22 protein-coding genes and 1 tRNA gene are annotated in these 26,125 nt (G+C 47.4%); 10 read left to right on the top strand and 13 right to left on the bottom strand.

What is annotated here, in order from left to right:
• Nucleotides 1-278: transposase (locus H595_RS23850; protein WP_156885973.1), on the top strand; the 278-nt coding region annotated here is incomplete at its 5' end.
• A 111-nt stretch (nt 279-389) separates the two neighbouring features.
• Here the strand turns inward: H595_RS23850 and H595_RS0111660 are convergent.
• From H595_RS0111660 to rpsU, 4 genes are all read right to left on the bottom strand, one after another.
• Nucleotides 390-466 (bottom strand) — tRNA-Ile (locus H595_RS0111660).
• Nucleotides 467-802: 336 nt separating this feature from the next.
• Complete coding sequence (rpoD, locus tag H595_RS0111655; protein WP_027671380.1) at nt 803-2,647, bottom strand: RNA polymerase sigma factor RpoD; 1,845 nt, start codon at nt 2,645-2,647, stop codon at nt 803-805.
• 84 nt (nt 2,648-2,731) lie between these two features.
• On the bottom strand, nt 2,732-4,486 hold the full coding sequence (gene dnaG, locus H595_RS0111650) for a DNA primase (RefSeq protein WP_027671379.1): 1,755 nt from the start codon (nt 4,484-4,486) through the stop codon (nt 2,732-2,734).
• Nucleotides 4,487-4,646: 160 nt separating this feature from the next.
• Nucleotides 4,647-4,862, bottom strand: a complete 216-nt coding sequence (gene rpsU, locus H595_RS0111645) for a 30S ribosomal protein S21 (protein ID WP_027671378.1) — start codon at nt 4,860-4,862, stop codon at nt 4,647-4,649.
• A gap of 180 nt (nt 4,863-5,042) precedes the next feature.
• On the opposite strand from rpsU, the gene tsaD reads away from it, so the two are divergent.
• Nucleotides 5,043-6,056, top strand: a complete 1,014-nt coding sequence (tsaD, locus tag H595_RS0111640) for a tRNA (adenosine(37)-N6)-threonylcarbamoyltransferase complex transferase subunit TsaD (RefSeq protein WP_027671377.1) — start codon at nt 5,043-5,045, stop codon at nt 6,054-6,056.
• A 137-nt stretch (nt 6,057-6,193) separates the two neighbouring features.
• Here tsaD and plsY read toward each other — a convergent pair whose 3' ends face one another.
• Nucleotides 6,194-6,799, bottom strand: coding sequence for a glycerol-3-phosphate 1-O-acyltransferase PlsY (gene plsY, locus H595_RS0111635; protein WP_027671376.1), 606 nt, complete (start codon nt 6,797-6,799; stop codon nt 6,194-6,196).
• Nucleotides 6,800-6,937: 138 nt separating this feature from the next.
• Here plsY and folB point away from each other — a divergent pair, with 138 nt between their 5' ends.
• The 3 genes from folB to H595_RS0111620 are packed head-to-tail and all read left to right on the top strand — an operon-like array spanning nt 6,938 to nt 8,592.
• Nucleotides 6,938-7,291, top strand: a complete 354-nt coding sequence (folB, locus tag H595_RS0111630) for a dihydroneopterin aldolase (protein ID WP_027671375.1) — start codon at nt 6,938-6,940, stop codon at nt 7,289-7,291.
• Nucleotides 7,291-7,776, top strand: coding sequence for a 2-amino-4-hydroxy-6-hydroxymethyldihydropteridine diphosphokinase (gene folK, locus H595_RS0111625; protein ID WP_027671374.1), 486 nt, complete (start codon nt 7,291-7,293; stop codon nt 7,774-7,776). Before folB ends, folK begins: the two co-directional genes overlap by 1 nt.
• Before the next feature lie 3 nt (nt 7,777-7,779).
• Complete coding sequence (locus H595_RS0111620; protein ID WP_027671373.1) at nt 7,780-8,592, top strand: undecaprenyl-diphosphate phosphatase; 813 nt, start codon at nt 7,780-7,782, stop codon at nt 8,590-8,592.
• On the opposite strand, the gene H595_RS0111615 is transcribed toward H595_RS0111620, so the two are convergent.
• Entirely contained in the window at nt 8,589-9,845 is a 1,257-nt protein-coding gene (locus H595_RS0111615) for a multifunctional CCA addition/repair protein (protein ID WP_037054591.1), read from the bottom strand. The two genes, H595_RS0111620 and H595_RS0111615, sit on opposite strands and share 4 nt — an antisense overlap.
• A 67-nt stretch (nt 9,846-9,912) precedes the next feature.
• Between H595_RS0111615 and H595_RS0111610 the strand changes: the two genes are divergently transcribed.
• Both H595_RS0111610 and H595_RS0111605 read left to right on the top strand, forming a co-directional pair.
• Nucleotides 9,913-10,839 (top strand): ExeA family protein, encoded by a 927-nt coding sequence (locus tag H595_RS0111610; RefSeq protein WP_027671371.1) that lies wholly within the window; start codon nt 9,913-9,915, stop codon nt 10,837-10,839.
• A gap of 26 nt (nt 10,840-10,865) precedes the next feature.
• Nucleotides 10,866-11,651 carry a general secretion pathway protein GspB gene (locus H595_RS0111605; protein WP_027671370.1) on the top strand — a complete coding sequence of 262 codons (786 nt, stop codon included), beginning with the start codon at nt 10,866-10,868 and terminating at the stop codon, nt 11,649-11,651.
• Here the strand turns inward: H595_RS0111605 and H595_RS0111600 are convergent.
• From H595_RS0111600 to putA, 3 genes are all read right to left on the bottom strand, one after another.
• A complete protein-coding gene (locus H595_RS0111600) occupies nt 11,648-12,859 on the bottom strand; it encodes a cyclic di-GMP phosphodiesterase (protein ID WP_027671369.1) in 1,212 nt (403 codons plus the stop codon). The two genes, H595_RS0111605 and H595_RS0111600, sit on opposite strands and share 4 nt — an antisense overlap.
• An 87-nt stretch (nt 12,860-12,946) precedes the next feature.
• On the bottom strand, nt 12,947-14,095 hold the full coding sequence (locus H595_RS0111595; protein ID WP_027671368.1) for a cyclic di-GMP phosphodiesterase: 1,149 nt from the start codon (nt 14,093-14,095) through the stop codon (nt 12,947-12,949).
• Nucleotides 14,096-14,265: 170 nt separating this feature from the next.
• Nucleotides 14,266-18,042: a bifunctional proline dehydrogenase/L-glutamate gamma-semialdehyde dehydrogenase PutA gene (gene putA, locus H595_RS0111590; protein ID WP_027671367.1), complete on the bottom strand. Its 3,777-nt coding sequence runs from the start codon at nt 18,040-18,042 to the stop codon at nt 14,266-14,268.
• A 132-nt stretch (nt 18,043-18,174) separates the two neighbouring features.
• Between putA and H595_RS0111585 the strand changes: the two genes are divergently transcribed.
• Complete coding sequence (locus H595_RS0111585) at nt 18,175-18,681, top strand: Lrp/AsnC ligand binding domain-containing protein (RefSeq protein ID WP_027671366.1); 507 nt, start codon at nt 18,175-18,177, stop codon at nt 18,679-18,681.
• Nucleotides 18,682-18,687: 6 nt separating this feature from the next.
• Here the strand turns inward: H595_RS0111585 and H595_RS0111580 are convergent, their stop codons facing one another.
• Nucleotides 18,688-19,293, bottom strand: coding sequence for a TIGR04211 family SH3 domain-containing protein (locus H595_RS0111580; RefSeq protein ID WP_027671365.1), 606 nt, complete (start codon nt 19,291-19,293; stop codon nt 18,688-18,690).
• A 133-nt stretch (nt 19,294-19,426) separates the two neighbouring features.
• On the opposite strand from H595_RS0111580, the gene H595_RS0111575 reads away from it, so the two are divergent.
• Together H595_RS0111575 and glnE are read left to right on the top strand one after the other, a co-directional pair.
• Nucleotides 19,427-20,329 (top strand): CYTH domain-containing protein, encoded by a 903-nt coding sequence (locus tag H595_RS0111575; protein ID WP_027671364.1) that lies wholly within the window; start codon nt 19,427-19,429, stop codon nt 20,327-20,329.
• Nucleotides 20,330-20,342: 13 nt separating this feature from the next.
• Nucleotides 20,343-23,162 carry a bifunctional [glutamate--ammonia ligase]-adenylyl-L-tyrosine phosphorylase/[glutamate--ammonia-ligase] adenylyltransferase gene (gene glnE / locus H595_RS22185; protein WP_037054589.1) on the top strand — a complete coding sequence of 940 codons (2,820 nt, stop codon included), beginning with the start codon at nt 20,343-20,345 and terminating at the stop codon, nt 23,160-23,162.
• 24 nt (nt 23,163-23,186) lie between these two features.
• Here the strand turns inward: glnE and H595_RS0111565 are convergent, their stop codons facing one another.
• The 3 genes from H595_RS0111565 to tolC all read right to left on the bottom strand — a co-directional run bounded on the left by H595_RS0111565 (nt 23,187) and on the right by tolC (nt 26,108).
• On the bottom strand, nt 23,187-23,768 hold the full coding sequence (locus H595_RS0111565; protein WP_027671363.1) for a TcpQ domain-containing protein: 582 nt from the start codon (nt 23,766-23,768) through the stop codon (nt 23,187-23,189).
• 3 nt (nt 23,769-23,771) lie between these two features.
• A complete protein-coding gene (lpxL, locus tag H595_RS0111560; RefSeq protein WP_027671362.1) occupies nt 23,772-24,704 on the bottom strand; it encodes an LpxL/LpxP family Kdo(2)-lipid IV(A) lauroyl/palmitoleoyl acyltransferase in 933 nt (310 codons plus the stop codon).
• A gap of 108 nt (nt 24,705-24,812) precedes the next feature.
• Nucleotides 24,813-26,108, bottom strand: a complete 1,296-nt coding sequence (gene tolC / locus H595_RS0111555; RefSeq protein WP_027671361.1) for an outer membrane channel protein TolC — start codon at nt 26,106-26,108, stop codon at nt 24,813-24,815.
• Nucleotides 26,109-26,125: the final 17 nt, after the last annotated feature.

Below are 26,125 nucleotides of genomic sequence, written 5' to 3'. Positions count from 1 at the left end.
ATGTTATCGCAGACCGGGGCTATGACAGTGAGAAAGTACGGGAGCAGATCCGAGCGAAAAATGGCGTCCCAACGATACCGCGTAAACGTAATTCAAAAATTGGAAATGGCGATATTGATTGGTGTCTGTACAAATATCGCCATTTAGTAGAGAACGTGTTTGCCAGGCTAAAACATTACCGTTCAGTAGCAACCCGGTATGATAAATTGGCCCGGAATTATGCAAGTACACTTGCCTTGGCTTGCTGTCTATTATGGCTGCCAATGTGGGTTGGCTGAATTATAAACAGCAAAGATCAACAGGCCCTAGTTATGTTAGGGTAATTGGTAGCACAGAGGTAGCACCGAGCTATTTTCAGGCAGTAGGGTAAAACAATAAGCCTTTAAGAATGGTGGCCCCAGCTGGACTCGAACCAGCGACCGATCGATTATGAGTCGAGCGCTCTAACCAACTGAGCTATGGGGCCATGTGAAACTTTTTTTACATCTGCCAGTGTACATCCTGTAGCTTCATTCCGGCTCAACCATCCACGGTCTCGCCTTCGTGCTTTTTGGCGTGACGTTAAGTCACCCCTCATCGCCTTGCGGCGACCGCCCCTCAGCCAACTGAGCTATGGGGCCACGTTGCTTAATTGATTGCAGACGCAATACTAAGCGGCAGGCAGTATAAAAACTTTTGCCGGCTTTGTCATCCGGCTTGTTACGCTAAGTGTGGTAATTGCTGATTTTTTGAGCTTTATACTGCATAAATAACAAAAGCGCCGAAAGGCGCCTTTGTTTTTCAGCAACTAAACGACAAAAACTTACTCGTCTAAGAAGCTTTTTAATACTTCTGAACGTGAAGGGTGGCGCAGTTTACGTAGCGCTTTGGCTTCGATTTGACGAATACGCTCACGTGTTACGTCAAACTGTTTGCCCACTTCTTCTAACGTATGGTCGGTATTCATGTCGATACCGAAGCGCATACGCAGTACTTTAGCTTCACGAGCTGTTAAACCCGCCAGTACTTCGTTAGTGGCATTTTTCAAGCTTTCCATCGTTGCAGAGTCCAGCGGTGACTCACCGGTGGCATCTTCGATAAAATCACCTAAGTGCGAATCTTCATCATCACCAATAGGGGTTTCCATCGAAATAGGCTCTTTAGCAATTTTCAGCACCTTACGGATTTTATCTTCTGGCATTTGCATGCGTTCTGATAATTCTTCTGGTGATGGCTCGCGACCCATTTCCTGCAGCATTTGCCGTGAAATACGGTTTAGCTTGTTGATGGTTTCAATCATGTGTACCGGGATACGGATTGTACGGGCCTGATCTGCGATTGAACGCGTGATTGCCTGACGGATCCACCAGGTAGCGTAGGTTGAAAACTTATAACCACGACGGTATTCAAACTTATCTACTGCTTTCATCAAACCGATATTACCTTCCTGAATTAAATCAAGGAATTGTAAGCCACGGTTGGTGTACTTTTTCGCAATAGAGATAACCAAACGTAAGTTTGCCTCAACCATCTCTTTTTTCGCCCGGCGTGCTTTCGCTTCACCAATCGACATACGACGGTTGATATCTTTAATTTTAAAGATGCTTAAGCCGGTTTCTTCTTCAACTTTTTTCAGTTTTTCGATGCTGCGAACCAAGTCTTCCTGCATTTCTTGCAGTTTCGAAGAATAAGGCTTATTGGCAGCAATTTCGGCTGATAACCAGGCGGTAGAAGTTTCAAAACCGGTAAAAGCTTTAACGAAGTTTTTCTTCGGCATCTTGGCGTATTCAACGCAGTGTTTCATCACTATGCGTTCTTGCACTCGAACCCGGTCCATCATTTCGCGCATGTTTTTAACTAAGCGATCGAATTGTTTTGGTACCAGGCGGAAGCAGCGGAATACTTCGCTCAGTTTTTCAATTTCTTCTTTGGTGGTGGCGTGCTCACGACCATTTTTAACGATAGAGTTACGAGTAACCTCGTACTGAGAACGTAATTCACCGAATTTTTCCCGCGCCATTTCTGGATCCGGACCGGTGTCAGCTTCGTCTGAATCACCGTCACCATCTTCGTCGTCGTCTGAATCGTCGTCGTCATCCATTTGGTCTTCTGGTACATCAGAACCAATGTGGCTGCCGGCTACAGGAGCTTCGTCGATTTCGTTAGGGTCAATAAACGCAGTGACAATGTCGCTTAAGCGAATTTCTTCAGCTTCATACTTATCCCACTGCTCCAGTAAGTAAGTAATGGCTTCCGGGTATTCGGCCACAGAACTTTGTACGGTATTAATACCTTCTTCTATCCGTTTGGCGATATCAATTTCGCCCTCACGGGTTAGTAGTTCGACTGTGCCCATTTCCCGCATATACATTCGAACCGGGTCGGTAGTTCGCCCCAGCTCTTTGTCTACACTAACCAGAGCCTGTGCTGCTTCTTCAACAGCATCTTCGTCTGTGGTGGCATCAGCCATAATCAGATCATCGGCATCCGGGGCACTTTCAAATACCTGGATCCCCATGTCGTTGATCATGCGGATAATGTCTTCTATCTGATCAGAATCGATAATGTCTTGCGGTAGGTGATCATTCACCTCAGCAAAGGTTAAATAACCTTGCTCTTTACCTTTGATGATCAGGAGTTTTAACTGCGACTGAGGATTTTGCTCCATAGAGACTTATCTTCCACCAATTTGATTAATGTAAAATTGCGAACTAGTGATTATAACAAAGCGCGGCTTTTCTAGCCAGTCGCATTAGGTCGCAAGCTTTGGTTTTTTGCTTTTTAATGCCTGTAATAGCAATTTATACTCATGCCATTCGGCTTTTGTTAACTGTTGTAGCTTATCTTTTCGTTCCAACGCTTCTAGTCGTTGTTGTAAATATTGGTCTTCTATTGAGTGAAACGTATCCACAAATTCTTGCGATAGCTGTTCTGGCTCAATTTGATGATCCCATGCTGCCAGTGTCATTAAAATGCTGTGTTCGGGTAAATCTCGCCATTGTTCGAGCAATTGTGCTGTGGTTAAGCCCGGTTGCTTAAGTAAGCGTTGCTGCAAACTAAGTAACAAACCAATGCCCGGAATATCTGCATCAGCGAGCTCTGGCGCGTCAGGCATCACATTAGCTAAATTGGGGTACTGCAACAATAAACCAATAGCACGGCGCATAGGTGTTATTTTCATCGTTGCCGGTTTCACCCGATTACTTGCCCGGTTTACTGCATTTTTGGTGCGTTCCCGCGGTTTACCCAACAAATTAGCCAGCTTGTCTGTTAAACTCTCCCGATAAAATTCGCTTGGGATTTGTTTGATCAATTCCGCGGCTTTTACCGATAATGCCGATTTTCCTGCATCGGTATTAGGATTGTATTCTTGAACTAAATGTTCAAAAAAATATTGATTTAATGGCACTGCTGCTGCAATGCGTTGTAAAAAAGTGTCTTTACCTTCTTTTTGAACCAGTGAGTCCGGGTCTTCGCCGTCGGGTAAAAAGACAAAATTTAGCTCTACGCCATCTTTTAACTGCGGCAAAGCACTTTGCAGTGCGCGCCATGCAGCGTCACGACCTGCGCGGTCACCGTCGTAACAACACACCACTTTGGGTGTAAACCGAAACAACGTATGCATATGATCAGAGGTTGTTGCGGTACCAAGACAAGCCACGGCAAAGCGAATGTCCTGTTCGGCCAATGCGACGACATCCATATAGCCTTCAACCACTAATACCTGTTCCAAATGCCCGGGTTGCTGGCGAGCTTCGTACAGGCCATAAAGTTCGCGGCCTTTATGAAACAGCCGGCTTTCCGGTGAATTGAGGTACTTAGGCGTACCGTCACCTAAAACTCTGCCACCAAAGGCAATAACCCGGCCGCGTTTATCTCGGATAGGAAACATTAAACGGTCGCGAAAAAAGTCGTACTCGCGGCCATTGTCGTTGCGGTTTATCAACCGAAGCTCAACCAGTTGCTCGCGCAATGGTTTGTTATTCGCAGGGCTTAAGCGTTTCAGTAAATTATCCCAGCCATCAGGCGCATAGCCAATGGCAAAATCACTGAGGGTTTTTGCGCTAAGGCCACGTTTCGCGACATATTGTTGCACTGCTGCGGCATTGCTATGGGTTTGTAGCTGTTGTTGATAAAACTCTGCTGCTTGCTGCATTAGGTTGTAATCATCAGCTTGTGCTGCAGGGCGAGCGTTGCCTACGCCTTGTTCTCGTGGTACTTCAAGATGATGCTGTTGAGCCAGTTCTTCTATCGCTTCAACGAATTCTAACTGTTCAAACTCCATCATAAAACTGATGGCGTTACCATGCGCACCACAACCAAAGCAGTGATAAAACTGTTTATCCGGACTAACGGTAAAAGACGGTGATTTTTCGCTGTGGAACGGGCAACAGGCGGCGTAATTTCTACCGGCTTTTTTTAGCGGTACGCGCTGGTCAATCAGTTCGACGATGTCAGTACGAGCCAACAACTCATCGATAAACTGTCTGGGTATTTGTCCTGCCACCTTTTTCCTTCGGCGTTATTCAGAAAAAGACAAACCGTGCCTTGCGGGCACGGTATGCAGATGTCGACTTGCGATATAATCTTGGGCTTTTCAATGCTAGTGTTTTATCACCAGCAGATAGCACCAATGTCGCTAAGCAGGTACGTTAAGCGACTAGCGCTTAGTACAGCTTGATGCGACGTGCGTTTTCGCGAGACAGCTTCTTAGCATGACGCTTAACTGCTGCTGCTTTTTTACGCTTACGGATCCAGGTTGGCTTCTCGTAGAATTCTTTTGCGCGAACATCAGCTAAAACACCAGCTTTTTCGCATGAGCGCTTGAAACGACGTAATGCTACGTCAAACGGTTCGTTTTCTTTTACTTTAACAACAGGCATTAAATTCTCACCTCAGGGCCAAATTGGTTATCTCTGAACCAATACGATTAAAAATGGTGCGGCATTTTACGCAAAAAGACAGGGCGATGTAAAGCAGTTCTGCGATCTAAATCCGATCCTCTGGCTCTGCACGCGTTGAGCCGTTACAATGACCGCCATTTTAGCGGATTTGAGACACAGATGCGAGTTTTAGGTATAGAAACATCCTGCGATGAAACCGGTATTGCGGTGTATGACGGCGAGCAGGGGTTATTAAGCCATGTATTGTATAGCCAGATCCCATTGCATGCTGATTACGGCGGTGTGGTGCCGGAATTGGCCTCGCGTGATCATATTCGTAAAACCATTCCGTTAATTAAACAAGCATTGGCCGAGGCTGGTTGTGATGCTGCCAGCATTGATGGTGTGGCGTACACGGCAGGGCCGGGGTTAGCCGGTGCACTGTTGGTGGGCGCCGCTATTGGGCGTTCACTGGCGCTGGCCTGGAATAAACCGGCATTGGCTGTACATCATATGGAAGGCCATTTATTGGCACCGATGCTGGAGGCCAATCCGCCACAATTTCCGTTTTTAGCACTGTTAGTGTCGGGCGGCCATACCCAGTTGGTGGCTGTAGAAGGCATTGGCCGTTATCAATTGCTAGGTGAGTCGATAGACGATGCTGCCGGTGAAGCCTTTGATAAAACGGCGAAGCTAATGGGGCTAGATTACCCAGGTGGCCCTTTACTGGCAAAGTTGGCCATACAGGGTAATAGTAAAAAATATAAGTTTCCACGACCAATGACCGACAGGCCAGGGCTGGATTTTAGCTTTAGTGGGTTAAAAACCTCTGCCGCAAATGTTATTGCCAAGGCCGGTAACACTGAGCAAGTGCAGGCAGATATTGCCGCGTCTTTCCAACAAGCCGTGGTTGATACGTTGGTAATTAAATGCGATAGGGCATTGCAGCAAACCGGGTATACCCGCTTGGTCATTGCCGGCGGTGTTAGTGCTAATACGTCGTTACGCGAGCAACTGGCCACCTTATTAAAGCGTTATGGTGGTGAGGTATATTACCCGCGGAAAGAGTTTTGTACTGACAACGGTGCCATGATTGCACTGGCGGGCTATTATCGTTTAGCGGCTGGCCAGCAGCAGGATTTAACTATTGGGGTGACACCCCGCTGGCCAATGCAGGATTTGCCATCAATTTAATGGCTAGAATGGGTAGGTAGGAGTAATGCGTTGGTTGCAACTCCTGCCCTCATGCTTGTGCTTTTGTTCAGACACTCTGTGGCGCTCAGCTCGAGATTACAACCTCACTTTCTCGTTTTCCCAACTATTGCCTAATCTTACTCGCGAATACGCTTGGTTTTATCCCATACTTTGCTTTCTTTGCCTCGCCATAAACGGACAACGTTTTCGCGGTGGCGCAAAATAATTAAAATGCTTAGCATGAGCACCGGTACGGTATACAGCGGTTTAATAAACCAGGTAAAAACCGGCGCTAACATCACCGTTAAAATAGCCGCCAGCGACGAGTAACCGCTCAATGCGACAATAATTAACCAACTGGCAATTAGCAAACCGGCTAAATCTAAGCCTATTGGCATCATAGTGCCAAATGCTGTTGCAACGGCCTTACCGCCTTTAAAACCAAAAAATATTGGGAAAATGTGGCCAACGCAGGCGCAGATTGCAATTAAGCCAAGAAATAACGGATCGATTTTTAAAAAGTAAGAGCCCCAAACGGGGATTGTGCCTTTTAAAATATCAAAAACTAGCACCATGATGGCCGGCAACTTGCCACCAAGACGTAACACATTGGTTGCACCGGGGTTGCCAGAGCCATGATTACGAGGATCGCGTAAGCGAAATAGCTTGCTGACCAGCACTGCCGACGAAACGGAGCCACATAGGTAGGCTGTCAGCATCATAATTCCAATCAGCGGGGTCATTAAGGCGGTTCCTCAGCACCAGTTTTTACGTTAAGATTGCAGCCTGATTCAAGGCCAGCAGAGTATAGGGTTTTCGCGGTTTTACCTATCCGACCAGCCTACCTGAAACGAGAAATAACGCAATGCGGATGTAACTGAATGGACATAGTTTTTATAAAACAGCTACAAGTTGATACCGTTATCGGTGTTTACGACTGGGAAAAAGTTATTCAGCAACGTTTATTCCTTGATCTGGCATTAACAAGTGACCAACGTGATGCCGCGGCTAACGATGATATAAAGCTGACGCTGGATTACGCGGTCATTGCAGAAAAAGTTATCAAACTTATTACAGCACAACCGATAGAGCTGATAGAGACAGTCGCCGAGCGTGTGGCGCAGATGTTACTGGACGACTTTGCAACCAGCTCGGTGGATATCACGGTAAGTAAACCTGGTGCGGTGCCTCAAGCGCAAACAGTGGGCGTGCGTATTGTGCGGAGCCGCAGCTAATGGCGCAGATTTATATCAGCCTTGGTAGTAACAAAAACCGGCATTTTCATATTCAGGCGGCAGTCAGTGCCCTTAGCCAATACTTTGGCCCATTAACGTTGTCGTCGGTATACGAAAGCGAAGCGGTAGGTTTTGCCGGTGATCCGTTTTACAACATGGTTGCAGCGGCAAATACGGATTTAGCCATAGCAGACTGTGTGACCTTATTTAAACAAATTGAAGACAGTTACGGCCGTGATCGCACAGCCGCTAAGTTTAGTGGCCGCACCTTAGATTTAGATTTATTAACCTATGATGACGTCATTTGTCAGCAGCCTGTTGAATTACCGCGTGCTGAAATCACTGAGAATGCGTTTGTACTGTGGCCTTTGGCTGAAATAGCACCAGAGGTGGTACATCCGCTTACCGGCCAGACCTACAGCAGTTTATGGCAGCAATATAACAAGCAACAAAAACTATGGCCGGTGCCATTTAACTGGGAGTAAGCAGTGAGTACAGTGGAAGTTATTATTTTAGCTATTATTCAGGGGCTTACTGAGTTTTTACCTATTTCGTCGTCGGCGCACCTTATTTTACCGTCAGCAGTGTTTGGCTGGCAGGATCAAGGTATTGTTTTTGATGTTGCTGTACATGTTGGCACGTTGCTAGCGGTGATGTTGTATTTTCGTCATGATATAGGCCAGTTAACACTAGGCTGGGTGCATAGCCTTAGTGGGAAGCACAGTATGGAAAGTAAGCTGGCCTGGTGGGTAATATTGGCAACAATACCGGCAGGACTTGCCGGCTTGCTGGCGGCAAAAGCAGACGTAGTGGATACCTTATTGCGCTCTCCCTGGATTATTGCCTTTACGACTATCGTGTTTGGTTTTGCGTTGTGGTGGGCTGATGCAACAGCAAAGCAGCAACAGAGCATGGACACATTAAGCTGGAAACAGGCGTTGTTTATTGGTGTTGCTCAGGCGCTATCCATTGTGCCGGGTACATCACGCTCAGGCATTACGATGACCGCTGCAATGCTTATCGGGTTAGATAAGGTAAGTGCAGCCCGTTTTTCGTTTTTGTTATCCATACCTATTATTGTGTTAAGTGGCGGTTATCAAGCCAGCAAACTGTTGTCAGAACCTGAACGATTTGATGTGACGGGTATTGCATTAGGTATGGGATTGTCATTTATTTGCGCGTTGGTTTGCATTCACTTTTTCCTGAAAATTATCAGCCGTATGGGCATGTTTCCGTTTGTTGTTTACCGTTTGTTATTAGGTGTCGGCTTGATTATTTTCCTCGGCTGGTTTGCCGGCTAAGTATTTAGGCATTGCTGTTTAGCGGCTTTTATTGCCGCTAAGCGCGAGCGCTGCAAGCCTTGCTTTATCGCTTCACCTGTCAGGCCCTGAGCAACAAGCTCTTTTGCGCTAACCTTGCGTGCCGCTTGCGCCAGTATTTTCAGGTATTCAGCCTGTGCATATTCAGCAAGTTCAAAGCCTGTGCGGCCGCGTAAGTCGGCCATACAACAAAGTAAGATATCGTCCAGCCGCTGTGGCTTGCGCCATAAATCTACCGCATCAAATAGTTTTAGCACCGTGCTGCTTTTTAGCTGATTAGCGCGGTGAATAATCTGGTGATATTCGCAAACTAAAAGTGCAAGATCGCGACAGTCGTTTGGTACCCGTAAGCGGTTACACAACTGGTTGATAAGTGGCAAGCCGCTATGCTCATGGCCATGATGTGACGGCCAAAGCTCAGGTTTGGTAACACCTTTACCTAAATCATGCACTAAAGCTGCAAAGCGGATATCAATACGAGAGGATAACAGCGCCGCTTGCTGCAGCACCATTAACGTATGTATGCCGGTATCAATTTCCGGGTGCCACTGTGGTGGTTGCGGCACGCCCCATAACGCCGACAGCTCCGGCATTAATACCGATAACGCGCCGGTGTCATAGAGTAATTGAAAATACGCTTGGGGTGTTTGCTCGCTAAGCGCCTTAGCCGTTTCTTGCCAAACCCGTTCAGGGGTAAGTGTACTAAGTTCAGTGCTCAGCTGCTGCATCAGTACTTGGGTTTCTGTTGCAACACTAAAGCCTAAATGCGCGTAGCGGGCATAAAAACGTGCCACGCGCAGCACTCTTAAGGGATCTTCAGCAAAGGCTTCAGAGACATGACGCAGTATTTTTTGCTCAATATCTGCCACACCACCAAAAGGGTCAATCACACTATCATCATCGGCTTGAGCAATAGCGTTAATAGTTAAATCGCGGCGCAATAAATCTTGCTCTAAGGTGACATCGGGTGCGGCATAAACCGTAAAACCGGTATAGCCTTTACCACTTTTACGCTCGGTTCGTGCCAGTGCGTGTTCTTCTTTGGTTTCTGGATGTAAAAACACCGGAAAGTCTTTACCAACTTGCTGGTAACCCAAATCCAGCATTTGCTGCGGCGTAGCACCTACTACCACCCAGTCACGCTCGTGAAACGGGTAGCCTAAAAGACTATCTCTAACTGCACCACCTACCAGATATCGTTGCACCGGCTTTCCTGTTGCCATTTTTTTTGCCATTATACCCGTCGCCTTTCAAAATGCACGGTCGCAACAAATGGCAGCGCCCTAACCAGCAGGAAGCAGAATGTATACCGGATTTTTCGGCTTAACCAGTGCCCCATTTTCCATAGCACCTAACCCGGATTTTATGTACCTGAGTCCACGTCATGCCGAAGCGCTGGCACACTTGCGCTTTGGTTTGGGCGAGGCGGGGGGCTTTGTCTTATTAACCGGAGAAGTAGGAACCGGCAAAACCACCGTGTCGCGTTGTTTGTTGCAAGAATTGGATGAACGGGCTGAAGTAGCATTTATTCTAAACCCTACCTTGTCTGAGCTGGAGCTGTTGGCCGCTATTTGTGATGAGCTTAAAATTCGCTACAAAAAAAGTGATGCCAGCTTAAAAATGCTCGGCGATAAAATTAAAGCGCGCTTATTGAAAAACCATGCTGCTGGCAAGCATACCTTACTGATTATTGACGAAGCGCAGCATTTACAGCCAGCAGTGCTGGAGCAACTGCGTTTATTAACCAACCTTGAAACCAATACCCGCAAGTTGCTGCAAGTCATTCTGATTGGCCAGCCTGAGTTACAGCAATTACTTAAGCGCAATGATTTACGCCAGCTGGCACAGCGTATTACCGCGCGATATCACTTGTTGCCACTGGATCTGGATGAAGTAAAACACTATTTGAAGTATCGGTTGCAAGTAGCAGGTTGCAGCAGGCCCGTGTTCACCGACAGTGCAATTAAAAGGTTATATCAGCTAAGTGGAGGTATACCGCGCTTAGTTAATCTTATGGCTGACAGGGCATTGCTTGGTGCTTACAGTCAACAGCAGGCGATGGTAAATGACAAGCTGGTTAACCTGGCGGCTGGCGAAATATTGCCGTTGTCTGAACAAACACAAAAAGCGCCTTTGCCGCGCTGGTTCTGGCCAGTAATGGGGGTTTGCGCTATAGTGCTGGGCTTTAGTATGGCGTTGGTGCTGATGCCCTTGTTGCGCAGTGGATAACGTAAACGTGTTTATCGAGAACAACAATGTCAATTTTAATGGCTGCACTTAAACAGCAAACTCAAGCCAACCCCACGGCAGGCGATAATCATTCGTTTTGGCGAAAATTGGCCTTGGTGCTGGCGCTGTTACTGGCATTGATGACGGGGGCCGTAGTCGCATACCTGTTAACACCAGTATTGCAACCTGCGCTACTACCCGCAGCGGAACCGGAACCGGTTCAGGTTGCTGCCCCAGAAAAAATATTCGCAACGTTAAATGTTGATGCTAACCCGTCCCATAGCAATAGAACAAAGGTTCAACTTGAAGCTGAGTTAGCACAGGTGATATCTCCAGCACCAGCCCCTGTTGTTGAAACCTTAAGCGCAGCTCCGGCAATCAAAACCGTGACAGTGGGTACCGCAGCGGCCGAACCAGTACCACAGACGGCAGTAACGTCAGCAATAGCCGCAGAGCAAGAGCCAGTGGTTGAGGTGTCTGCAGAACTGCGAGATATGTTTGCCTCTGCGCTACAAGCCTCAGAACAAAACCTGAGACAACCCGCCGCGCCGCCACGCAATGCTAGCCCGGCTACGGATATTAATAGCCTAAGCCAGACTCTACAGCAGCAGATCCCGGCATTGCGCTTTGACGCGCATGTTTATGCCACGCGTGCAAATCAGCGTTGGGTTAAGGTTAACGGCAAAAACCTGCAGGAAGGGCAATGGATTACTGCCGAGATCCGAATTAAAGAAATTATGCCGCAGTATGTGTTGATGGAGCGAGGTGAGCTGTTATTTAGTATGGCAGCGTTATCTTCCTGGGCCGGTTAACTTTGTAAAATAAACTGATTAAAAAACTTATTTATATCAATGCCATATTCATCAGCATTCACCGCAGATTTAATGGCATCGTTACACTTAGCATTGGCAAGGTCTACCGTAACTGGTGTTAAGTAGCGGCGTTGTTTGACGTTGTAAAACACTTTTACTTTTGGGCAGGTTAGGCTGTTGGGATTATTTTCTAATACTAACGCCAGTTTTTCACTGTCCATGAGTACCAGAGTGCCCGGTGGATACATACCAACGGCGGCGATAAATTGCTTCACTAAGGCTAAATCAAAGTGTGACGGGCTGTCAGTGCGAAGAATCTTTAGTGCTTTGACGCAGCTTTGTCCGCTTTTATACACGCGTTGTGCGGTAATGGCGTCGTAAGTATCAACAATGGCAATCATGCGGGCGTAAAAAGAAATTTGCTCTTGTGCTAACCCTGCCGGGTACCCATTGCCATCCAGGCGTTCATGATGGTTTGCCGCTACATCTATACTTATCGGTGAAATGCCTTCGGTTTGCTGCAAAATGTCACGACTAAACTCAACATGCTTTCGCATAATGACAAATTCTGCTTCTGTCAGCCGTCCGGGTTTATTTAAAATAGTGTTGGGCACTTTAATTTTGCCAATATCATGCAGTAAGGCACCGGTTGCCAATTCAACAATAATGTCTTCATCTAGTTTCAGGTATTTGGCAAAAATACTCATTAAAATGGACACATTGACCGAGTGTTCCAATAAGTACGCATCTTTGTCGCGTATTCTGCTGATACACAGCAAGGCGTCTTGATTGCGAAATACAGAATCAATAAAACCTTCAGCGCAACGACGAAAGTCGGCTACGCTGACCGCCTTGCCGTTAGTGATATCAGCAAATGCGCGTGCTTGCAGAGATTTGGCTTCTGAGTAGAGTAACTGTGCATTTTTAAGTTCTTGCGCCATGCTGAGTTTTTTCATGCTCTGCCGCACGGAGAGTGATGGTGTGTCGGCTACTGATATGGCTTGCGTGAACTGGCTTTCCTCAGAACTGTCGAGTTCTAAGGCCTGTTGTTTGGATGAATCAATATTAAGCAGCCGCACACCTTTACGTCGAAGTTGCTCAATTTGTGTTGCAGACGTAATGAGGCCATTTACGTGTAAGTTTTTAGCACCTTGCGCATCGACAACGTACATGCCGCATATTAACTGGTCTATGGTAATGGTTTTCAAGTACTGCTCATATCACTCTGGCATCTGTAAACAAGAGTAGTTGAGCAAAATGGCTTATTCAAGGGCTTAGTTTAGAGAACATTAATGTTAGATGTAATTACGTACATCTAAACCAAATTTTTTCAAATCAATGCAACCGTCGATTTGTTCTTCCTGTTGGCGGGATAAGTCTACTACCTTGGCCGGGATATGGTGTTGATGCGCACTGTGATAAAACACTTTAACTTTAGGCAATAATGGTTTTTTAGCATTATTTTCCAGCACAAGCGCCAGTTTGCCGCTGCTAAGTTTTACCACCGAGCCAGGTGGGTAAATACCAATACATTTGATAAATAATTGTAGTAACTCTGCATCTAACTTATGTGGAGCACGTTCAAGTAACATTCGTGTTGCCGCTAACGTGCCGAGCTTGCTGGTTTGCGGTGAAGTGAGCTTTTCATAGCTGTTGACGATAGCCAACAGGCGGCTGCCTTTGTCTATCTGACTTGCGGTAATTTTCGGTGAGCCGCTGCCATCTAAGTGGGCACAGTGTTGGCTGATCCAAAGTGAAATTTTGCCGGATAAGTTTTCAGTTTTTTGTAGCGCATTTAAACTGGTTGGAATGGCGACATAATCTTCAGCATTGAGGTAATTTGGGCTTATTGCTTTGCCAATATCGTGCAGTAATGCCGCAGTAATTAATGCCTGCACTTTATGCGATGGTAAACCAATATAACGGGCAAATGCCGCCATATATACGGCGCAACTAATGCTATGTTGCAGCAGATTATCGCTTTGTTCAGCAATACGATTTAAGCAAAGCAAAACATCCTGATTACGGCTAATAGAGTCCGCAAGGCCTGCGCTCACTTCATCTACCAGTGTTAAATCAATACTCCCGCCGAAACGCACTGCATCCAGTACTTGCCGTTGAACTTTATGGCTTTGCACTAGCGCACGTTCTGCTTTGGGCCATTCGTCGCTGAAGGCAATTTTAGGCGGAGGCGTTTCTTCACTGATGCTTGCGGCTGGTAAAGGCGCTTTCGTCGTTATGGTTTCAGCTGATGGAGTCTCAGGTAGTTGTCTGGCAGGGTCAATTAAAAGGACTTTTACCCCTTTTTGCTTTAGCAAAGCGACTGCCTGAGCCGTTCTTACCCAGCCAGCATGTTTAACCACGACTTCGCCTGTTTGCTGCAATACTTGCACGACATAGCTGCCTGGTTGCAAATCGACGATGTTGACTTCCTGATAGGCCATTGTCTGTTAACCTTACTCCCGCTTTAAACTAAGGTGAAAATTATAACGCATCCTACTTAACCATAAATTAACAAAGAGGTGGTTTGTCATAATCTTGCGATAGCATGAGGTATACCATAGCATAAAGCCCGCGGCCGCGGGCTTTATCGTTTATTGGGCAGGGTAGGGTACTAGCCCGCGTTGTCGGCCATTGTCATCAGGGAGGCATTCCCCCCTGCAGCAGTGGTGTTGATGGTAATGGTTTTTTCGGTTACCAAACGCTGTAATAAACGTGGCCCGGCCGGGGCAGTAATTAGCGGCAATATTGCACCTTCACGTGCGGCGAGTAACTCTGCACATAAGGGTTTAACTGCACTGCTAACATCGACCATGGCACCCGCTAAGTCCTGATGCGCTAACAGTGTTGTTAAGCAATCTATTCGTACCACGGCGACTAAATGTTGCGGCATACCCGCCAACAGCAAAGCCTTAATGCACGCTTCAGCTTCTGCTAAATCAGTGTCTTCCACGGCGGTAATAACGGCATTACCTGCTGCCAGCGCGGTAATAATAGCTAACAGCCAGTGACTAAAAGCACTGCTATCATCACGCACCAGCGCTAATATGCCACGTGGGTCTAGCACCAATACGTTGGTTTCACCGGTGGGGCCTGGCAAGGTTATGGGCTTTTGCAAATCACGTTCTACCCGTTGCAGTTTTTGCTGAGCCAGGGTTAACACTTGCTCTAAGTCAGGCTCTTGTTTAGTAACCACTGCATTTGACGCCAACGATGCCAGAAACTGGCGTAACACTGAGGTACGCTGGTTAATGTTAGTTCTTGCCCATTGCTGCTGCGCTACGGCAGCGGTTGGCATGGCATAGGCCACGGCATTGCTGGTGGTTTCACTTAGCAAACGGTGGCGCTTTTGCTCACTGAGCTCAGCGCAGCAGACATCTACATTATCTTTAACTAACCGGGTTAAATACAGCGGGCCACCTGCTTTGGGGCCGGTACCGGATAAACCGCGGCCGCCAAAAGGTTGTACTCCGACGACTGCGCCAATCATGTTACGGTTTACATAGATATTGCCTGCTTTAATATCGCGGGCCACACGCTGGGTAAACTGTTCAATGCGGCTGTGAACACCCATGGTAAGGCCATAGCCGGTGGCATTAATCTGGCTGATAATGTTGTCCAGCTCGTCCGCTTTAAAACGGATAATGTGCACCACAGGGCCAAATACTTCGCGTTCCAGTACGGTTAAATCTGCAATTTCATACAGGCGTGGTGCGAAAAAATAATGGCGATCGCCTGATGGAATTTTGCATTCGTAATGTAAGGTGGCTTTATCGGCCAGGTACTGCACATGACTGGTCAGACGCTCGTGCGCCTTAGCGTCGATTACCGGGCCTAAGTCAGTGCTAAGCCACATTGGGTCGCCAACATGCAGCTCGGCCATTGCGCCTTTTAGCATGGTAATAATTTTGTCGGCTACGTCTTCTTGCAAAAACAGCACTCGCAACGCTGAACAGCGCTGGCCGGCACTTTGAAAACCGGAAGAAATTACATCATCCACCACTTGCTCAGGCAGAGCCGTAGAGTCGACAATCATGCAGTTTTGACCGCCGGTTTCAGCAATAAGTGGTACCGGTTCGCCGCCGCGTTCCGCCAGCTTACGGGCAATCCAGCAACCTGTTTCTGTTGAACCAGTGAACATTACCCCCTGAATGCGACTATCTGGGACAATATGCTCGCCAACTTGACGGCCTGGGGCAATAACCAGTTGAACCACATGCTCAGGCATGCCGCATTCACGCATAATCTCTAAGGTGCGTAGCGCTATCAGGCTGGTTTGTTCTGCGGGTTTTGCCACGACGGTATTACCCACAACAATAGCCGCCGCTACCTGACCTAAGAATATGGCTAGCGGGAAATTCCACGGGCTGATACATAAAAATACGCCACGTGCTTGCTGTGGTTGGCTGAACAGTTCTTCGGCGCGTGCAGCATAATAGCGACAAAAATCAATAGCCTCACGGACTTCGGCAACGCTATCGCCCAGCGTTTTGCCGGCTTCTTTTATGCAAAGTGCCAGTAGTTCATTGCGATGGGTTTCTAACGCATCGCCAATACGGCGCAGCAATGCCGCCCGTTCAGCAATATCGGTGGCAGCCCATGATAAAAAAGCAGAATCGGCATTGGCTAAAATATGTTGCATATGCTCAGCATCGGCATATTGCAGGTAACCTATTACTTCATCCAATTTGGCCGGGTTGGTTACTGGCACCGCATTGGGCTGTACGTTATTTTGTATTATGCCGTCAAACCATTGCGTCATGGCCGCTTTTACCGGTTCCAGCTGATCAATTTCAGTTAAATCCAGGCCGTTGGAGTTTAACCGTTCCGCGCCATAAAGCTTTGCAGGTAATGGGATTTGTTGGTTACGTTTTTTCGACCAGCCGCGCACAACTTCAACCGGATCGCTTAGTAAAGACTCTACCGGAATGCTCTCATCCACGATGTTGTTGACGAAAGAGCTATTGGCACCGTTTTCTAATAAACGGCGTACCAAATAAGCCAGTAAGTCGGAGTGCTCGCCAACCGGAGCATAAATGCGGCAAGGGATTTTATCGTTGATAACAATTTCGTCGTACAGTGCATCCCCCATGCCGTGTAAACGCTGGAACTCAAAACCGCTATAGTCTTTAGTCATTTCCATAATGGTCGCAACAGTGTAAGCGTTATGGGTGGCAAACTGCGGGTAGATGCTGTCACGGTAGTTAAGCATTTTTTTGGCGCAGGCTTGATACGACACATCAGTAGCAGGTTTGCGGCTAAACACCGGAAAATCGTTAAAGCCCTCAAGCTGGCTTACTTTAATTTCGGTATCCCAGTAGGCGCCTTTGACCAACCGCACCATCATTTTACGGCCTACTTTTACCGTGAGTTCGCGCAGCCATTCAATAACATGGATACCCCGTTTTTGGTAAGCTTGTACCGCCAGACCAAAGCCTTCCCAGCCATCAAGTGCTGGATCGCTAAAAACGGCTTCAATAATGTCCAGCGAAATATCCAGTCGGTCAGCCTCTTCGGCATCAATAGTAAAGCCAATATCATAGGCTTTGGCAGCCAGTGCCAGTTGTTTTACACGCGGTATCAATTCTTCCATTACGCGATCACGGTGGCTAAATTCATATCGTGGATGGATAGCCGATAATTTTACCGAAATACCCGGACTATTAAACGGGCCTCGGCCTTTTGCCGCTTTACCAATGGTATCGATGGCACGCATATAACTATCAAAATAACGGTCTGCATCCGCCATCGTGCGGGCGCCTTCGCCCAGCATATCGTAAGAATAGCGGAAGCCTTTACTTTCCATGTCAGTGGCGCGTTCCAGCGCTGCGCTGATAGTCGTGCCCATAACAAACTGCGCGCCCATAATTTGCATGGCGTAACGCACCGCTTGGCGTATAACGGGTTCACCTAAACGGCCACAGGTGCGTTTTAATAAACCAAATTGCTGTCTTTTTTGCTCATCGGAGTAGTTCACCAGTTTACCGGTAAGCAGCAAGCCCCAAGCGGAAGCATTAACAAAAACAGAGCTACTGTTACCCAGGTGCGAACTCCAGTCACCTTGCGATAGTTTGTCGCGGATCAACCTGTCAGCGGTGGTTTTATCCGGTACCCGCAACAGCGCTTCGGCCAGGCACATCAGTACCAAACCTTCTTCAGTAGACAGTGAGAATTCATTAAGTAGTGCGTCTACACCGCCTTTACCTACTTGGGCTTGACGGATAGTTAGCACTAACTGGCGAGCTCTCTCCCAGGCGCGGCTGCGCGCGTTAACACCGATATCGGCTTGGGGTAAAAGAAATTCCAGTACTTTATCTTCATCAGCACGATAGTAGTTACGAATGGTTTGACGCAGCGGTTGAGTAGCAACCAGGGAACCGTTATACAACATGGCAGTAAGCTTCCTGACAACAATTAAGAGAGCGGCATTTTATTCAAATGTCTGCAGTATAGGGTGGTTATTTTTGTCATATAACCCTATATAATTCTGACAAAATCACACTAAACCAGAAAAGTAGCTGCAATGAATATACCTCTGAAAAGTAAAGCGCTGGACCGGATCGATATCAGTATTCTTGATACCTTGCAGCGTGATGGCCGAATTGCCAATGTCGACCTGGCAAAAAAGGTAAATTTAAGTGCCAGTCCATGTATCGACCGGGTTAAACGGCTGGAAAAAGAAGGTTACATTGATGGCTTTGGTGCCAGGCTTAATGCCGCCAAGTTAGGTTTTGGCACTGCCGCTTTTATACAGGTTACGCTGGACAGAACCACCAGTGAAGTATTTGATCAGTTTCGCGATGCGGTGGTGCAAATCCCGCAGGTTGCAGAATGCCATATGGTGGCAGGTGGCTTTGATTATTTATTGAAACTGCGGCTACCCAATATGGATGCCTATCGGAATATTCTGGCGTTGATTGTCGACTTACCCGGTGTTGCACAAACACATACTTACGTGGTGATAGAGCAAGTAAAAAATGACCGCGGATTACCGCTTAAAGCAGCAGATAGCCCGCCAGCAGCGGGCTAAAGCAGATTACATCCAACGCTCGCTATTGCGACGTTTGGGCATGATTAAAGGTAACACTAACCCAAAAATGAGGCCGGCAAGTAGTATCAAAGAACCCAGTACCATGGGTTTTTGCCAAACGGACGTTTGGGTTGCTTCAACCTGAACTTTTAGTTGCTCATAAGCACGGTTGGCTTGCTCAAGTTGGTCTTGTGCGTTCTTACGTTCTGCAACAGCCTGATTAAGTTCGCTATTTAACTGGTCGCGCTGTTGCTGCAGGGCTTGCACGGTTTCATTGTGGTTAGCATATTCCGTTTTAAGCTGCTCCAGCTGATACACTAAACCTGGTGTATAGGTAACATATTCTTTTGGCAACCAGCCGGTTTTATTGTCTTCAAACTGTATCTGAGCATAGCCAGTATCAGCATCTTCACCTAAATAGGTAACACTTTGACCTGCGTTTAAGGTACCAACAATACGGTACTGGTTACTTGGGCCAGAATGAAGATAAACAAATAAAGCATCACTGATAAAAGCGGGTTTGGTTTCTGCCTGTGCGACAGCCGAAGTGGAAAGGCTTAACCAGCATGTAGAAAATAATACCAGTAAGGTGCTTTTAATTAATCTGAACATAGGTATCCTGAGCTTATTTTTATAAAACAGCTTTGCAGCCAACACCTTGGATGATAGGGAGTTGCGCGGCAATTGACAAGGTTTAATACGGTCACGCGCCGTGCGGCGCCCGCCATAGCAAACAGAGTAGCAGATGAGTACTGAACTTGAGCTGAAGTTTTTAATGGACCCAGCGCATTTAACACAATTTATTACCGCACTACCTCAACTAGGGTTAGTGCAAAGCAGCGATACGGCTACTTTACTTAATGCGTATTTTGATACGGCCGAAAAATGGTTTCGTCAGCATGATATGGGGCTGCGCAGCCGTTTAAAGCGCGGCCAGTACGAACAAACCATAAAGCTGGCAGGTACGCAGCATGGCGCTATGCAAATGCGGCCGGAATACAATGTGCCTTGTGCCAGCGTGGAGCCGGTACTTGGCCATTTCCCTGACGAAATCTGGCCAAGTGGCACCGACGTTATGGCGCTACAGCAACAACTAACCGAGCTTTTTCGCACCGACTTTAGCCGACAAAGTTGGCGCTTGTTGTGCAGTGATGGCAGCATTGTTGAGCTGGTTTACGACCAAGGTAAGGTTATTGCCGGTACACAGCAGCAGATTATTGCTGAATTAGAAATTGAGCTTGTTAGCGGAAACGCCCTAAATGTGTTTACGATGGCGCGTATCCTGTTGCAACAACTGCCTTTACGCACCGGGTGGCAGAGTAAAGCCGCGCGGGGTTATCGACTGGCGGCTAAGCAAGCTATCCCTTTGCCTGTGGTAGCCGAGGATACTTTATTAGCGCAAATTCAGACTTTGCAGCAAGCCGAGGCATGCTATGAACAGCATGCTGAGCAAAAAGCACTGGATGCAGCTATATTGGCACTAACGGTGCTGGCTGCATTGCTGCAACCTGTTGTGGCACTGCGTCCATTGCACATCCAGGCAGTAAAGTTTGCCAATGAACTTGCTACCGGAACAAGAGTGTTTGACCGCAAAGACTATAATTTGTGGTTACTGGCATTATCTGAATACCTTTATCGCAATGCCTGAACCGGAGTGAGGAATGAGTTCATACAATGTTGTTATGTCGGCGTACCTGTTACAGATTAGCAGTCGTTTTGATCTCACCTTACTGTCGGATGCGCAGCAACAGCAGCTAACCCGGTTGCTCAGTGCCAGTAGTTTTATTGGCCGCACCTTGCAGCAGCAACCAGAATTACTTGTTGAGTTTTGCGCCCCGTCTTCACTCGCGTCTGCGTTACAAAGCAATGCCGCGCTGGAAATTGACTTAAATTTACTCCCTGAAACAGAAGTTTTTGCGGTGCTGCGACGTTTTCGCAGTGCGCAGTTATGCCGTATTTTGGCGGCGGATATTTTGCACTTACACGACATTAGTGCCAGTTTGCATTATGTTTCGCAATTAGCTGACCGCTTGATTAATGCCGCTTATCAATGGGCGTACCAGCAATTGTCGCAACAGTGGGGCACTCCGCTGGACGAGCAGGGTAAGCCAATGCCGCTATTAATTTTAGGCATGGGTAAGCTGGGCGGCGGCGAGCTTAATTTTTCCTCTGATATCGATCTGATATTTACCTACCCGGCTAATGGAGAAACGCAAGGTGGACGGCGTAGTACCGAGCACCAGCAGTTTTTTACTAAGCTAGGGCAAAAGCTGATTGCCGCGTTGCACCAGGTCACCGCTGACGGTTTTGTCTACCGGGTAGATATGCGTTTAAGGCCTTTTGGCGACAGCGGCCCTTTGGTGCTGAGTTTTGCTGCGATGGAAGATTACTATCAGGAGCAAGGGCGGGAGTGGGAACGCTACGCCATGTTAAAAGCCCGGGTATTAAACCCGGATGGCGAACACAGTGACGAATTAAAAAAACTGCTTAAACCCTTCATTTATCGTCGTTATATCGATTTCTCAGCAATTGAATCGTTGCGACGAATGAAGCAGCAAATAGAACAGGAAAACCGGCGTTTAAACCGGCGTGACAATATTAAGCTGGGTATCGGGGGCATTCGCGAAGTTGAATTTATCGTGCAAACCTTGCAGTTGATCCGTGGTGGCCGTATTCCGGCAATGCAACAACCGTCGCTACTCAAAGCACTAACCGTATTGTCGGCAGAACACATTCTGACTACACAGCAGGCGGATGAGTTACGCGACGATTATTTGTGGCTGCGCACTGTAGAACAAGCACTGCAGGGGATAGACGATCAACAAACTCAAACCCTGCCGCAAGAGCCGTTGTTACAGGCACAACTGCTGTCTGCACTAAACCTTGTTAGCTGGGCGACGTTACAGCAGCAGGTTGATACCGCTATGGCAAGAGTACATCAGCAATTTAAACTTGTTATCGACAACGGTGAGGACCCCGACCAGCAGGAAATTACTCTGGGTAAATTGATTTGGGACAGTGAGCAAAGCGCAGATGAATTAGCCAGCCAGCTAGATTGGTTGACGCTTGAGCAGGGCAAAATCCTTATAGAGCAACTGCAGCAGTTTAAACAAGACTGCCAAAAGCGCAGCGTTGGCCCACGTGGCCGTGACTTTCTGGCTAAGCTAATCCCGCTGCTGCTGCATATGTTGCAACAGCAACAAGCGCAACCTACCGTTTTAGCCCGGGTGTTGGGAGTATTTAAGCAAATTGTTACCCGTACAGCGTATTTGGAATTGCTGTTTGAGAATAGCGATGCGCTGCAACAGCTGGTGTTACTGTGCAACCAAAGTGGTTGGTTGGCAGAGCAGCTAGCACGCTACCCTATGTTGTTGGATGAACTTATTGACCCGGCGCAACTTTATCAGGTAGCCACCAAAGCTGACTATCATGACCGGCTTCGGCAGCTTCTGCTGCGGGTTAGTGCTGACGACTTAGAATTATTGATGGAAACGTTGCGGCAGTATAAACAAGCGCAGCAGTTACGTATCGCCGCCGCCGATATTAGTGGCGTGTTACCGCTAATGAAAGTGAGTGATCATCTTACCTGGCTGGCAGAGGTTATAATGGCGCAGGTTGTCGAGCTGGCCTGGCAGCAAATGAGTGCACGTTACGGTGAACCTGCGAATGCTTCTGCCGACGACAAAGGATTAGCTGTGCTGGCCTATGGCAAGCTCGGTGGTTTAGAGCTGGGCTATGGCTCTGATTTGGATTTGGTGTTTGTGCATAATTGCGACAGCCAAGCGTCAACCGGTGGTGAACGGCCTATTGATTCTAAACAGTTTTATTTAAAGCTGGTACAACGTGTACTGCATCTTTGTACCACCCGTACCAACAGTGGCGTGCTCTATGACATTGACACCCGATTGCGGCCATCGGGCAATTCTGGTTTGCTGGCGATTAATATTGAAACCTATAGCCAGTATTTGCAGCAAGAAGCCTGGACGTGGGAGCATCAAGCGTTAGTTCGCGCCAGAGCAATTTATGGCAGTCAGGCATTGCAACAGCGTTTTACGCAGATCCGCCAACAGGTATTAAGTTTGCCAAGGCCATTAGCTAAGTTGCGCCAAGATGTGGTAGAAATGCGCGATAAATTGCGGCAACACCACGGGCTTGACGCTAATGATCCGAAACACAGTGTTGGCGGAATTGTTGATTTAGAGTTTATTAGTCAGTATCTGGTGTTGGCTTACGCAGCAGAAGATGCTGCTCTTTACCAATACAGTGACAATATTCGTATTTTGGCAGCTGCGGCTAAACATGGTCTGTTAGCAGAAGACCAAATGCAACAATTGCAGCAGGCGTATCAACTATTGCGCGGGGCTGGACATCGACAAACATTGGCACCGGCAACCTTACCGTCACTTGATAGCCTGCAAAGCGCCAAGCAGCAAGTTGAAAAGGTCTGGCAGCAGTTATTTACGCCTATCGCACCGGCGTAAATAAGCAGCAGCACTTCAATGGCACTATTTCAATGGTGTATTGGCTTTCATACAATTTAATTGCAAATGCTCGTTGGCTTTGTCGGTAATAATAGCGGCGCGCTCTCGTGGGCAGTAATAGGCCAGCACCGGGGTTGAGAAATCCGGCGCGATGGCAACGGCAATCTCATCGATAGTTTCTATCAAGCTTGTGTTGGTTTGAAAATACTGTTTAACCACATAATCTCGCGGCAGAGTCCAGTAAAGCTCTATGCCCTCAGCTTGTGCATATTCGGTAAGTTTGGTTTTTATGGTGTCACCTTCACGGAAGCGTCTGTCCTTAACCATACCTCGCCAGTTACTTTCCCCAGGTGGCACTACAGTGCGACGGCGCTCTAATTGCAGCGTTAGCTTGTCGCTGGTGTCAGGTAAGGTAATTTTAAACTTACCCAGTTCTTTAGCGCCATCTTCAATAGAGCCCCGAATTTTGCTGTAAAACTCACTAAAACCCTCGGCTGCGGCATTGACGGTGTCTTTACGAAACAAAAAATCGGGTTTGGTTAAAATGGCATAGGCTAACCCACCAAGTATCAGTAAAAATATAATATTGCGGATCCAAAACCCCATAACTTAATCTCCTTTGTACAATGATGGCATCCCGGCATCTGGTCGGGTTTTAAAGCGTCGGTGCAGCCACATATATTGTTCAGGCTGGCGTAGTATAGCTTGCTCCACCCATTGGTTAACCTTAATAACGTCGGCTGTGTCATCTCCGGTAGGAAATGGCGTTAGCGCAGGCAAAGCCTCTACTTGATAGCCCTTGTTGCCAGATAAACGACTGGTTATCACTGGTATGACGACGCAATTTGCAGCGTTGGCAAACAGCAGCGTCCCTGTAGTAGTTGCGGTATCTGCTACCGCGAAAAAAGGCACAAATAACGACCGGTTTCTGCCGTAGTCCTGGTCTGGCAAATAAAAGCAGACTTCTTGCTGGTTTAATGCACGAATTAACCCTTTTACGTCGCGTTTACCCACCATAAATTTATTGGCTTTAATTCGACCATGATACTGCAGATAATCCATCAATGGGTTATTGTGTGGGCGGTAAAACCCCACACTGGGATGCGTAAGGCCAAATACCCTGCCTGCACCTTCTAAATGTAAAAAATGCGCAGCCAGCAACAGTACCCCTTTTCCTTCGGCAATGGCGGCTTGTATATGTTCATGCCCTTTAAAATGGGCTAACTTTTTAACGCGGCAAGTTGGCCACCACCAGCCAATAACGGTGTCAAACAAGGCTTTACCGGTTTCTTCGAAATTGCGTTTCACTAGGGCATTTTGTTCTGTTTCAGGCATTTGTGGGAAACATAGCGCGATATTACGCTTAGCCACTTTGCGTCGTGATGCAAGTGTGCGATGCAACAGACGCCCTAAGCCCTTACCGAGTAACATTAACACTGAATAAGGCAACCAACTGATAAGCCAAAGTAAGCCTGCACCGAGCCACAATAACCAATATTTTGGCAGCAAAAAGCGCCAGCTAAACTGCGGAGCCTGAACCACGCGATACCCTCAGCAAAAAAAACCTGCGCTATTGTAGCGAAAAACGGCGGTAGCGATAGGAAAAACTGGTAAGAGGTTCACCGCAGGCGCGGTGAACCTGAACAAAGGCTAGTTAGTAAGCGCTTGGTTAACGGCCATCAAGTCTTGTTCAGACAAGTTGCCTGCCGCTTGTTTAAGTTGCAGCATGGTGACAATGTAGTTGTAACGTGCACCAGATAAGTTACGGCGTGCTTCGAACAGGTTGCGGGTACTTTGCAGTACGTCAACAATAGTACGGGTACCTACTTCAAAACCGGTTTCGGTAGCGTTTAATGCACTTTCTGCCGACACTACCGCTTGCTCTAATGCTTTGATAGATGAAATCTGAGCATTAACGCCGTTAAAAGAGCTACGTACCTGACGAATAACTGCACGATGATTAAGCTCTACCGTCTGGCTAACTTCAACATAGTTCGCTTTTGCTACTTCAACTTCTGCGTTAACTCCGCCACCACTGTATATCGGTACGGCTAACGAGATACCAGCAGAGCTACTTTCGCTGCGGTCCATACCCGATACTTTACCTGTACCAAGTTCAGCACTCAGAGACAGCGTAGGGTAGTGGCCGGTTTCTGCCAGAGTGATGTCTTTGTCCGCAATGTCTAATAACACACGTTGGCTTTTTAATGTCAGGTTGTTGTCTTGTGCCAGCTTAACCCAATCTTGCACTTGGGACGGGCTTGGCGTGCCCGGCGAAAATTTATCGGTGTTAAGTGAGGCTAAGCTCTCATGATACTGACCGGTAATTTCACGTAAAAACTCACGGGCATTTTCCAGCTCGTTTTCGGCAGCTATTTCGCGGGCTACGGCACTGTCGTACTGCGCTTGCGCTTCATGTACGTCGGTAATCGCGGTAAGACCAACGGCAAAGCGTTGCTTGGTTTGCTCTAGTTGACGCTCAATAGCGCGTTTCTCTGCCTGTGCAAAACCTAAATCATCTACGGCGCTTAGCACGTCAAAATAGGTGTTAGTTACCCGGACAATTAAGTTTTGCACTTCGCTGTCGTATGCTGTTTGTACTTGCAATGCCACTTGCTCTGCGCGGTTTAAGCGCTCCCAGCGGCCCCAATCGAATAAGCTTTGTGCTAATGAAATACTGGCGGAGTTGGCGTTGGGGGCATCTAATCCGTAACTACTGCTATCATTGCGACCAAAACTGGCAGAAGCTGTGATACTAGGTAGTAAACTTGCACGAGACACGTCTATACCACGGGCCGCGCGATCACGCGATGCAGCAGCACGTAACACCGTTGGGTCTTTTTGCGTCGCTAACTGATATATTTCTTGCAGGTCTGCAGCGGAAATCTGCAGGCTGAACAATCCAAAAGAAGATGCTAACAAAGTATTGAGTAAAGTTTTTTTCATGTCTACCAATCCTGGCC

Origin of the sequence: Rheinheimera baltica DSM 14885 (genome assembly GCF_000425345.1) — a bacterium.
Classification (GTDB): Bacteria; Pseudomonadota; Gammaproteobacteria; order Enterobacterales; family Alteromonadaceae; genus Alishewanella; species Alishewanella baltica.
This window is presented reverse-complemented; position numbering and strand designations above follow the sequence as displayed.